Genomic DNA, 10,266 nt, shown 5'->3' with positions numbered 1-10,266 from the left:
CGCATCGCCATCCCGCTCAACACCACCGTCGCGCCCACCGGCACGCTGCGGATCATCCTGAAAGATGATGATCGCATCGAGGTCCACACCACCATCGAGGCCGAGATCACCCGGGACTGCAGTGAGCGCACCTTGGGCATTGACAAAGGCTACTCCGAGGTGCTGGTCGATTCCGATGGCGAACACCACGGCCCCGAGCTGGGGGCAATCCTCACCGACCAATCCGATCAGCTCAAAGCCAAGTATCAGCGCCGATCCAAACTGCGCGCGCTCGCCAATAATACCCGTAACCCACGCAAGCGCGAGCACATTCGCCGCTTCAACCTCGGGCGCAAGAAGCTAGATCGACAGATAGACAAAACCCATGCGCGCATCCGCGACCTGGTGTTCCCGTCGGTTCACAAGGTCGTCGACAAAGCCGCTGTGATCGCGGCGGAAGATTTAACCGCCCCGATGGCGGGCAAGTCCTTCGGCAAGACCATCAATCGTCGGCTGGCAAGCTGGACGAAAGGCGTCATTGCCGAAGCACTTGAGAGTGTTTCAAGCCGTCGAGGTTCGACGGTCGTTCTGGTCAATCCGGCCTACACATCGCAAATGGATTCCCGCAACGGAGGCCTGCTGGGCCGCCGCCAAGGGGATCGGTTTCACTGTTTCGACGGGGTTGTGTTGCAGGCGGATCAGAACGCTGCGCAAAACGTGCTGGCACGGTTGTCCGACCCGGACATCGAGCGGTTCACGCCGTATCGAGCCGTGAAAGCGATCTTGCAAGCACGGACTGAGCGCCTCCGGTTGGGACTGCTCAACCAGGACTCCAGTTGCTCGCCCGGACAAAATCGGGTGCTATCAACGGAGAGCGAATTACCGAATGAGCACTTTCGAGTATGAAATTCGGAGCAGTAAAGCTCCCCCAGCGTGCGTTGCTTGGTCAGCGCGGAGTGTGGAGTTTGCTGTCATGCTGCAACGGAATCGTTGCCCGTAGCAAAAATTAGCGGTGACAAGCAGATTGCAGTGCGGTAGAATTCCCAACCTTGGCTGAGTGGCAGAGTGGTCATGCAGCGGCCTGCAAAGCCGTCAACGCCGGTTCGATTCCGACCTCAGCCTCCAAGTTCAACTGCGCTTCGCTGGCACTAGGCGCATCTCCAGGTACGAAGCCCATCACCCCGCACCCCGCCGGATGTGCCCTCTGCACATCCGCATCCCTAACGATTCGCCCAACATCCCTACCTGACTGTTAAGCCCGGATGGCGGAATTGGTAGACGCAAGGGACTTAAAATCCCTCGACTTCGGTCGTGCCGGTTCGATTCCGGCTCCGGGCACCATTAGAACTTGACCGCACCCGGACATCAGCGCTAGGGTTGCGGGTTGTTTCGCGCGGCACGACGGCCGCACTCACACTTTTTTACCCCACTGCCCGCTAGGACGGCCTGATCATGCCTGTTGCTTTCCCATTTTCGGCCATTGTGGCCCAAGAAGAGATGAAACTCGCGATCCTGATCGCAGCCACTGATCAGAGCATCGGTGGCGTGCTGGTGTTTGGCGATCGCGGCACCGGTAAATCGACGGCCATCCGCGCCCTGGCCGCCTTGCTGCCGTCGATGCGGGTGATCGACAAATGCACCTACAACTGCGATCCGGACGCCAATGATGCCGGAGTCTGCGAGTCCTGCCGCAGCCGCCGCGCCAAAGACAACATTAAGGTGCGCAAGGCGCCGGTGCCGGTGGTGGATCTGCCGCTCGGCGCCACTGAGGATCGCGTCATCGGCGCACTCGATCTGGAAAGTGCCCTGACGCGCGGTGAGAAAGCCTTTGAACCGGGCCTGCTGGCGCGCGCCCATCGCGGCTTTCTCTATATCGACGAGGTCAACCTGCTGGAGGATCATCTGGTCGATTCGCTGCTCGATGTCGCCGCCTCGGGGGAAAATGTCGTCGAGCGCGAGGGCTTGAGCGTGCGCCATCCGGCCCGCTTCGTGCTGGTCGGCTCCGGCAACCCGGAGGAAGGCGAGTTGCGCCCACAGTTGCTCGACCGCTTCGGTCTGTCGGTTGAGGTCAAGACGCCCCAGGATCTCAAGACTCGGGTGCAGGTGGTGCGGCTGCGCGATGAGTTCGAGAAGGATCCCGATGCCTTTGTCGCCAAGTGGAAGCGCAAGGATGGCAAGGTGCGCAATCAGCTGGTCAAGGCCAAGGAGCGTCTGGAGCAGGTCGAGGTGCCAGATGCCGCGCTGGAGCGCGCCGCTGAGCTGTGCATGAAACTCGGCACCGATGGGCTGCGCGGCGAGCTAACGCTAATCCGCGCCGCCCGCGCCTTGGCGGCACTCGATGGCGATGAGGCGGTCGGCGATGAGCATCTGCGCCGGGTGGCACCACCAGCACTGCGCCATCGCCTGCGGCGCAATGTGCTGGATGACGCTGGTTCCACCACCCGCGTCGAGCGTGCTATCGAGGAGTTGTTCGGCGCATGATGACCGGCGCGCAACCGCACAGCGGCGCAACGGCGGCCGATCCGCCACCTGCGTCGCCCCCAGCGCCGCGCCCCGATCTGTGGCAAGACGCCTGCATGGCAGCCGCCCTGTTTGCGGTCGATCCGGCCGGCGTTGCGGGGCTGTCGGTACGGGCGCTGCCCGGGCCGGTGCGTGATCTATGGCTGCAAATGCTGCACGAGTTCCTGCCGCCGGAAACCCCTATGCGGCGCGTGCCCCTGCATATCGCCGACGGCCGCCTGCTCGGCGGACTGGATCTAGCTGCGACCCTGCGCGCCGGGCGGCCGATTGCTGAGCGCGGCTTGCTGGCTGAAGTCGATGGCGGCGTGGTGCTGCTGGCGATGGCCGAGCGGGTGGCGCGCTCCACAGCGGCTCATCTGTCGGCAGTGCTGGATGCTGGCGAAATCCTGCTGGAACGCGATGGCCTGACCGCCCGCACCCCGACCCGCTTTGGCGTGGTGGCCCTGGACGAAGGCGCCGATGATGACGAGCGCCTGCCCAATACCTTGGTGGATCGTTTCAGCCTGCTGATCGATCTGACCCCGTTGTCCTGGCGCGAAGTGCAAACGCTGCCGCCGGATATTGAGGTGAGCGACATCCTGCGCGCACGCACGCACCTGCCAGCGGTGACGCTGGACGATGAGGCGCTCGATGCCCTCTGTGGCACGGCGCTGGCGCTGGGGGTAGATTCTCTACGCCCGACGCTGGCGGCGGTGCGGGTCGCACGGGTGGCGGCAGCCCTAGCCGGACGTGAGCAGGTGGCGCCGGAGGATGTCAGCCTGGCCGCGCGTCTGGTACTGGCACCGCGCGCCACCCGGCTGCCGATGCCCGAGCAGCCCGAGGACGAGATGCCGGAGGAGCCGCCGCCACCGGAAGACCATCAGGACGACCAGGATCAGGACAACAGCCCCGAGCAGGAGATCGACAAGCCGCTGGAGGATCAGGTGCTGGAAGCCGCCGAGGCGGCGATCCCCGCCGATCTGCTTGCCCAGCTCCAGCTCGGCGCACTGCGCGCGCGGTCGCGTACCAGCGGCAAGTCCGGCGCCACTCAGAATGCCTCGCTGCGCGGACGCCCGGCCGGCACCCGACGTGGCGAACCCGGCGCCGGTGCACGGCTGAATGTGATCGAAACCCTGCGCGCCGCCGCGCCCTGGCAGCGCATCCGCCGCACCGAGCGGGCCGGTTCAGTTGCTGAGGCCGCCGAAGCCGCGCCCACTGGTCAAGCCAAGCGCAAGCGCCGCCACAGCCAGGCGCCGGAAGTGCGCCCCCGGGTCGAGGTGCGGCTGGATGACTTCCGCATCACCCGCTACAAACACCGCTCCGAGACCACCACCATTTTCGCCGTCGATGCCTCCGGCTCCGCCGCCCTGCACCGCCTAGCCGAGGCCAAGGGCGCCATCGAACTGCTGCTGGCCGACTGCTATGTGCGCCGCGACCGGGTGGCGATGATTGCCTTTCGCGGTGCCACCGCCGAGCTGCTGCTGCCGCCGACCCGCTCACTGGTACGTGCCAAGCGCAGCCTAGCCGGTCTGCCTGGCGGTGGTGGCACCCCGCTGGCACTGGCGATTGAGGCCGCCGTCGATTTGGCCGACAGCGTGCAGCGACGCGGTGGCACCCCGGTGGTGGTGTTCCTCACTGACGGGCGCGCCAATGTTGCGCGCGACGGCACCGGCGGACGTACCCAGGCCGGCGAGGACGCCATGAGCGCGGCGCGCATGTTCCGCAGTGCTGAGCTGACCGGGGTGGTGATTGATGTCTCCCCACGCCCGCGCACCGAAGCCGAGCAGCTGGCACGCGAAATGAATGCCGTCTATCTGCCCCTGCCACATGCTGATGCCTCAGCGCTGTCAAATGCCGTCAAGGCCGTAGCCTGAGTCCTCCAACGCGGGCGCGGGGCGCTTGGGTGCCAAACTCGGATGCTGGGTGGATATGACATCGAAGCGCGTACTGAACGACAAGCTGAACTGGGAACGCGACGCGACCTTCTGGCCGAATCGGGAGTTTAGCTGCTTTGTCACAGCCGGCGGGCTGCGCTGGCATGTGCAGATCGCCGGCCACGGGCCGGTACTGCTGCTGATTCATGGCACGGCGGCGGCCAATCATTCCTGGGGTGCGCTGCTGCCGTTGCTGACTGAGCAGTTCGAGGTAATCGCACCCGATCTGCCCGGACATGGCTTTAGCTCAGCGCCGGACCCCAGGCGCCTGTCCCTGCCAGGCATGGCAAGTGCACTGGCGGCTTTGTTGCAAACGCTGGAGCGCTCGCCGGCGCTGGTGGTGGGGCATTCCGCCGGGGCGGCGATTCTGGCGCGTATGAGCCTGGATGGCCTGATCGCCCCCCGGTTGTTGGTCAGTCTCAATGGCGCTCTGCTGCCGCTGGGCGGACTGCCGGGTAAAATCTTCTCGCCGGTGGCCAAGCTGATGGCGCGCTCGTCGCTGGTGCCGCGCATTGTCGGTCAGGATGCCCGGCGCCGGGGCGCGATCGAGCGGCTGGTCGATAGCACCGGCTCGCGCTTGGATGCGCGCGGAGTCGCCCTCTATCGCCTGCTGGTCAGCAGCCCCGGGCATGTGGCAGCGGCGCTGAACATGATGGCACACTGGGATCTTGAGCCCCTGGCTCGCGACCTGCCCCGTCTGCCCGGTGAGCTGTTGCTGCTGGTCGGCACCAATGATCTCACGGTGTCACCGCATGAAGCCGAACGGGTGCGCCACATACGCCCCAGCGCGCGCCTGCAGCGTCTTGATGGCCTGGGCCATCTGGCCCACGAAGAACAGGCTGAGACGGTGGCGCGGGTGCTCTTGGACGCCGCCCGCCTCCATCAGCTGATTGTTTAACCTCCAACCACAGGATACCCTTATGTCTGCATATGATGTTTACGCGCTCGGAAACGCGCTGGTCGATATGGAATACAGCGTCGCGGTCGAGGATCTGAGCCGACTCAACATCGACAAAGGTGTGATGACCCTGGTCGATGAAGCCCACCAGCTGCGCATCATGGAACATCTGCGCGAGCGTGATCATCATCGCGGCTCCGGCGGTTCAGCGGCTAATTCGGTGATCGCACTCGGCCAGTTCGGCGGTCGCGGTTACTACTCCTGCAAGGTGGCTGACGATGAACTGGGGCATTTCTATCTCAAGGATCTGACCGACGGCGGCATCGCTACCCGCGACAATCGCTTTCTCGACAAAGGCGACACTGGCCGCTGTGTGGTATTAGTCACGCCGGATAGCGACCGCACCATGTGCACCTATCTGGGCATCAGTGGCAATTTATCCGTACATGAGCTGGATGCCGATGCGCTGCGGGCGTCCAAGTGGTTCTATACCGAAGGTTATCTGGTCACCTCTGATACCGCCCGGGTGGCTGCAATCGAGGCACGCAAAATCGCCGAGCAGGCCGGGGTGAAGACCGCGCTGTCGCTGTCAGATCCCAACATGGTGAGCTTCTTCAAAGATGGCCTAAAAGAGATGATCGGCACCAAGGTGGACCTGGTGTTTGCCAATGAGGCCGAAGCCATGGGCATGGCCGATACCGATGATTTCAACCAGGCGGTTGACTATATGAAGACCATCGCGCGGGAATTTGCCATCACGCGCGGCCCCGAGGGCGCCCTGGTCTTCGATGGTCAGTCACTGATCGACATCGACCCGATTCCAGTCACGGCGGTGGATACTGTGGGGGCTGGCGACATGTTCGCCGGTGCCTTCCTCTATGGTCTGACCCAGGGTTGGGGGCACGCGCGCGCCGGGCGCCTCGCCTCCGCTGCTTCGGCTAAACTGGTGACCAGCCTGGGGCCGCGCATCAGCCAGGCGGAATCCCAGGCGGTGCTCAAACAGGTCGAATCGCTTTAATAGAACCACCGAGCCATTGACCATGGAAACCACCCTGTTACCCGCCAGCGACTCGGTACCAGCACAAAAACCCGGCTCAGATGCACTGACTGCTGTACACCTGAGTGCCCTTTTTTTGCTACTGACTCTGTGCTCAGCGCAGCTCTGCGCCATGGGTGATGCACCCGATCCAGAGGCTGCCAGCAAAATCTGTCTCAAAGGGGAAGCGGTTAAACTCAGCGGCACAGTTTCGGAGTGCCGCTGGGCCAATGCTCAAACCGGATGGAACAGCGTTACCTTGACCATTAACCCTGATGAGCCCTATGACACGCGTGAAAGTGGCGAGATCCTTGATGCCTATTTTTCAACCGGTGTGACCTACTGTGATGTCGCCGCCGAAGATGAAGCGTGTGAATCCCGTTCTAGTGCGATGATTGGACACATTATCGCCCGTAGCGATAGCTTTGAGTTTCGGGCGGGCGATGCCGTCCTGGAAGGCCAAGTGGAAAGCTATCGCATCAATGGCAAAACATATTATGGTTTCGCCGCCTGCGTCTGCCCCTAAGCGTCCCTCGCAACCAGAGTCTCATACAGCGCTGAGTAATCGGCCTCGCCCAGACCATTGACCAGACCGCGCTCGCCGGCCGCCGCCAGTGCGGCCAAGGGCGCGCTGTCCAGACCGAGCGGCTCCGCGACACGGCGAAACAGCTCGATATCTTTCAGCAGATGCTTGAAGGGGAAGTTCGCCTGGGCGTAATCGTGGTTGAGATAGTTGTCGAGCTTTTTGTCAAAGGTGGGTGCATACAGGGCACTGGCGCGCAGTAAACCCATGAAGGACTCGACATCAATGCCCTCGGCACGCACCAGGCCAAGACTGAGGCTGAAGCAGGCGGTCAGACCGCCGATGAGTTGATTCATCGCCAGCTTCAGTGCCGCAGCCTGTCCCACCGCTCCAATGCGCTGCGGATGCCCGGACAGCGCCTGAAACAACGGCTGATAACGTTCAAAGAGCGCCTGATCGCCACCGGCCATCAGAATCAAGCGGCCGCTGTGAGCTTCCGGCAGGCTGCCAAGCACCGGCGCCTCCAGATAGTCGCCGCCGGCCTCGGTCACGCGCTGAGCTAGTTGCCGACTTTCTTCGGGAGCAATGGTGCCCATTTGCACCACTGTTTGGCCGCTCAGAACGGGCGCCGGCTCGGTGGCGAACAGACTGGCCTCAATGGCAGCGGCATCGCTCAGCAGCAACAGCGTCACCTCAGCCTCAGCCATCGCCGCCGCAGGTGTGGCGGCCAGGGTGATGCCCTGCCCGGCCAGTGCCTGGATTTTATTGGCGGTGCGATTCCAGCCGGTCACGGCAAAGCCCTGGCGAGTTAAGCGCAAGGCAACCTCCGCGCCCAGCAGGCCCAAGCCAAGCACAGTCACGCGGGAAATGGTGGTGGTAGCTGTCATCAGTCTTGCGCGAGAACCCCCGTCCTTCAGGGCGGGGAGGCAGAGCGCACCGCGCGTCGCGCGGTTAACCCACCGGTCTCGCTGCCTCCGTTTGGGTTGGGGTGAATGCATAGCCATAGCCGTCGGCGCGTTGCAGCACTCGGCAATGGCGGTGTGAAATCCCTTGGACCAGACCCGTTGCGGTCTGGAGATTGAAGCGCCCGGAGGCACGCACGGCCACGCGCCCGAGATGGGTTCCGACTTTCTTGCCCTTTGGCACCTCAGCGATGACCCGATCTCCGGTCTGGAATCCTTTAACGCGCTTCTCACGCAGTAGATAACCACGCGGGAAGCCGAAGCGATTCAGGCGGGTGCGCTGGTAACAGCCGCGCCCGGTGGCCTTGATGGCGAGCGTCGGGATGTTCCAGCCATGGAGCGCGGTGAGTTGACCCACACAGGCGGCATCAAGCGCATGGGTCTTAGGAATACCGAGGCGCTGACGGTTGTATTTGGTCTGGCCGCCTGAACCCGTGGTCACGGGTAAGCCGGTGGCCTTGAGTTGTTCAAACAGCGCCCAGCGGGTGGCATTGACCGCTGCGGCATCGCGAAGCGGGGCCTTGGCCTGTGCCTGAATACGGCGCAACCGCTCGGGTTGATGAGCCAGAAACGCCTCAATCGGCTGATTCCCCTTGCGCTGATTGCAGGAGCGGCAGGCGAGTGTGAGATTGGAGACTCGATTCGAGCCGCTTCGACTTTTGGGCTGGATGTGCTCGATTTCCAGCGGGACGTGCTGTGCGCCGCAATAGGCGCAGGTGTGATGCCATTTCTCCAGCAGATATTCGCGCACTTCATAACCGGCCAGTTCGCCCCGCTGATACGCCACACCGCTGATTTCAGGGTTCTGGAGTGCCTGAGTGTCAAAGCGCACCAGTTCTTGGCTGATGCTGTTGATGGGCGCGAGACGCTGGAGACGATTGACCCAGCTCAGCGTGGTGTCCAATCGATGGCGCAGACTCGGGGCGAGCCAGCCTTGGGGCTTGGTGCGATTGTGAAAGCGCGGGGCGCGATAGCGCAGATTCGCTGTGCGCCGACGGCGACGAAAGGCGCGGCGAGCGGTCAATCGCTCACGGATCTGGGCACCACGGTGGGTCAGTTCGGCCAACCACAGCACCTGCGCCTCACGGCGTACCTCGCCCGTGTCGGGATCGATGCGCTCGACCTCGCGCACCACGGCGATTCCGGTCGTTTTGCTCCCCGGATCGAGCGACAGGCGCAACGGCTGGGTCTCACCACCGAAGCGATCCTTGAGCCGGATGGTGAAGGGGTGTAGCCGCACCACCACCGCCCGCCCACGCTGGAGCAACAGCCGAGCGCGCTTATCCGTACACGGCATCAGCGGGTTTTTCTGTTTGTCGAGAACAAAGACGGCCATGTTCAATTCCTACCCTTACGGGTCTTGTGACGGAGCCTCGCGGCTCGCTCCCCTCGGGACAGTCTGCAACCGGCTCCCGCCTCACGGCGGCGATCAGAACCTTCGGCGCTTTGCCTTTCACCTGCATGATCCTGATCTTCCAGTGTCCGGAACTGAGGAAGCATTCCGGAGTGGGTCTTGGCGACCTGTTGCAAACGCAGCGGGTTTTCACCGCTTTCCCTGGTCAACCCAGCTTGTCTTCACAAGCTCCGCCCTTCAGGGCGGGGTAGTTGACAGTTGGCCCTCGCGTAATGCCGTGATGACCGGCGCGGTCTCGGGTCGCAAGCCGCGCCAAATCAGAAAGGCCTCGGCGGCCTGCTCGACCAGCATGCCAAGTCCGTCGATCACGTTCTTCGCCCCCTGGGCCAGCCCCCAGCGGCAGAAGTCGGTGGGCTGATCACCATAAAACATGTCATAGACCCAGCCGCGCTCGGCCAGACAACCAGACGGCAGCTCCAGCGCCCGGTCGCTTAATCCGGCCGAGGTTGCATTGATAATCAGATCGAATTGTTGGTCGCCGAGCTGATCCAGGCCACAACCGCACACCGGCCCTTGCGTGCGGGCGCTCTGTGCGAGCGCCACCGCTTTTTCCGCTGTACGATTGGCGATGGTCAATGCAGCCACGCCAGTCTCAAGCAAGGGCCGCAAGACGCCGCGCGCGGCACCGCCGGCGCCGACCAGGAGCACTGAGCGCCCCACGAAGGAAAAGCCATGGTTGTCGGCCAGATCCCGAATCAAGCCCAGACCGTCGGTATTGTCGCCATGCAGCAGACCGCCATCCAACACGCTCAGCGTGTTAACAGCGCGCGCGTCTTTGGCGCGCTCGCTGATATCGTCCAACAGCTTCCAGGCCAATTCCTTGAACGGAAGCGTCACATTCAGCCCCCGGCCGCCAGCCGCTACGAAGGCGCGCACATCCGCACTGAAATCATCGAGCTGGCCAAGAATCCGATCGTATTCCATGTCCTGATCGGTTTGCCGGGCAAAGGCTGCGTGAATCGCAGGTGACTTACTGTGAGCAATCGGATTGCCGATGACGGCATAGCGATCTGTCATGCTT

General features: G+C 63.3%; 9 protein-coding genes and 2 tRNA genes. 8 read left to right on the top strand and 3 right to left on the bottom strand.

Translation table 11 applies throughout. The annotated features are described in order from the left end of the window. From CKO36_RS07055 to CKO36_RS07020, 8 genes are all read left to right on the top strand, one after another. Positions 1-885, top strand: an 885-nt coding sequence (locus CKO36_RS07055) for a zinc ribbon domain-containing protein (RefSeq protein ID WP_200282529.1), incomplete at its 5' end; no start/stop codon positions are given. 145 nt (positions 886-1,030) lie between these two features. Beyond that, positions 1,031-1,104, top strand: a tRNA-Cys gene (locus CKO36_RS07050). Positions 1,105-1,235: 131 nt separating this feature from the next. Next, a tRNA-Leu gene (locus CKO36_RS07045) sits at positions 1,236-1,320 on the top strand. 111 nt (positions 1,321-1,431) lie between these two features. Beyond that, on the top strand, positions 1,432-2,460 hold the full coding sequence (gene bchI, locus CKO36_RS07040; RefSeq protein ID WP_200282526.1) for a magnesium chelatase ATPase subunit I: 1,029 nt from the start codon (positions 1,432-1,434) through the stop codon (positions 2,458-2,460). Next, positions 2,460-4,352: a magnesium chelatase subunit D gene (locus CKO36_RS07035; RefSeq protein WP_420826317.1), complete on the top strand. Its 1,893-nt coding sequence runs from the start codon at positions 2,460-2,462 to the stop codon at positions 4,350-4,352. The genes bchI and CKO36_RS07035 overlap by 1 nt, the downstream gene beginning before the upstream one ends. A 55-nt stretch (positions 4,353-4,407) precedes the next feature. After that, positions 4,408-5,310 carry an alpha/beta fold hydrolase BchO gene (gene bchO, locus CKO36_RS07030; protein ID WP_200282520.1) on the top strand — a complete coding sequence of 301 codons (903 nt, stop codon included), beginning with the start codon at positions 4,408-4,410 and terminating at the stop codon, positions 5,308-5,310. A gap of 22 nt (positions 5,311-5,332) precedes the next feature. Further along, a complete protein-coding gene (locus CKO36_RS07025) occupies positions 5,333-6,328 on the top strand; it encodes an adenosine kinase (protein WP_200282517.1) in 996 nt (331 codons plus the stop codon). A 22-nt stretch (positions 6,329-6,350) separates the two neighbouring features. Beyond that, positions 6,351-6,872: a hypothetical protein gene (locus CKO36_RS07020; RefSeq protein WP_200282514.1), complete on the top strand. Its 522-nt coding sequence runs from the start codon at positions 6,351-6,353 to the stop codon at positions 6,870-6,872. On the opposite strand, the gene CKO36_RS07015 is transcribed toward CKO36_RS07020, so the two are convergent. From CKO36_RS07015 to aroE, 3 genes are all read right to left on the bottom strand, one after another. Further along, positions 6,869-7,756, bottom strand: coding sequence for an NAD(P)-dependent oxidoreductase (locus tag CKO36_RS07015; protein ID WP_200282511.1), 888 nt, complete (start codon positions 7,754-7,756; stop codon positions 6,869-6,871). The genes CKO36_RS07020 and CKO36_RS07015 overlap by 4 nt on opposite strands. Positions 7,757-7,820: 64 nt before the next feature. Beyond that, a complete protein-coding gene (gene iscB / locus CKO36_RS07010; RefSeq protein WP_200282508.1) occupies positions 7,821-9,167 on the bottom strand; it encodes an RNA-guided endonuclease IscB in 1,347 nt (448 codons plus the stop codon). Between the two features lie 255 nt (positions 9,168-9,422). After that, positions 9,423-10,262 carry a shikimate dehydrogenase gene (aroE, locus tag CKO36_RS07005; protein ID WP_200282505.1) on the bottom strand — a complete coding sequence of 280 codons (840 nt, stop codon included), beginning with the start codon at positions 10,260-10,262 and terminating at the stop codon, positions 9,423-9,425. Between the last annotated feature and the right edge of the window lie 4 nt (positions 10,263-10,266).

It is taken from the genome of Rhabdochromatium marinum (genome assembly GCF_016583795.1).
In the GTDB taxonomy this organism is placed as follows: Bacteria; Pseudomonadota; Gammaproteobacteria; order Chromatiales; family Chromatiaceae; genus Rhabdochromatium; species Rhabdochromatium marinum.
Note: the sequence above shows the minus strand (reverse complement) of the source record. Positions and strands in the feature narration are given on the sequence as shown.

What these genes read in the sequence shown, in the direction of transcription:
- CKO36_RS07015 (WP_200282511.1), bottom strand. Translation starts at nt 7,756, where the DNA reads ATGACAGCTACCACCACCATTTCCCGCGTGACTGTGCTTGGCTTGGGC.
- CKO36_RS07025 (WP_200282517.1), top strand. Translation starts at nt 5,333, where the DNA reads ATGTCTGCATATGATGTTTACGCGCTCGGAAACGCGCTGGTCGATATG.
- iscB (WP_200282508.1), bottom strand. Translation starts at nt 9,167, where the DNA reads ATGGCCGTCTTTGTTCTCGACAAACAGAAAAACCCGCTGATGCCGTGT.
- CKO36_RS07035 (WP_420826317.1), top strand. Translation starts at nt 2,460, where the DNA reads ATGACCGGCGCGCAACCGCACAGCGGCGCAACGGCGGCCGATCCGCCA.
- aroE (WP_200282505.1), bottom strand. Translation starts at nt 10,262, where the DNA reads ATGACAGATCGCTATGCCGTCATCGGCAATCCGATTGCTCACAGTAAG.
- bchO (WP_200282520.1), top strand. Translation starts at nt 4,408, where the DNA reads ATGACATCGAAGCGCGTACTGAACGACAAGCTGAACTGGGAACGCGAC.
- bchI (WP_200282526.1), top strand. Translation starts at nt 1,432, where the DNA reads ATGCCTGTTGCTTTCCCATTTTCGGCCATTGTGGCCCAAGAAGAGATG.
- CKO36_RS07020 (WP_200282514.1), top strand. Translation starts at nt 6,351, where the DNA reads ATGGAAACCACCCTGTTACCCGCCAGCGACTCGGTACCAGCACAAAAA.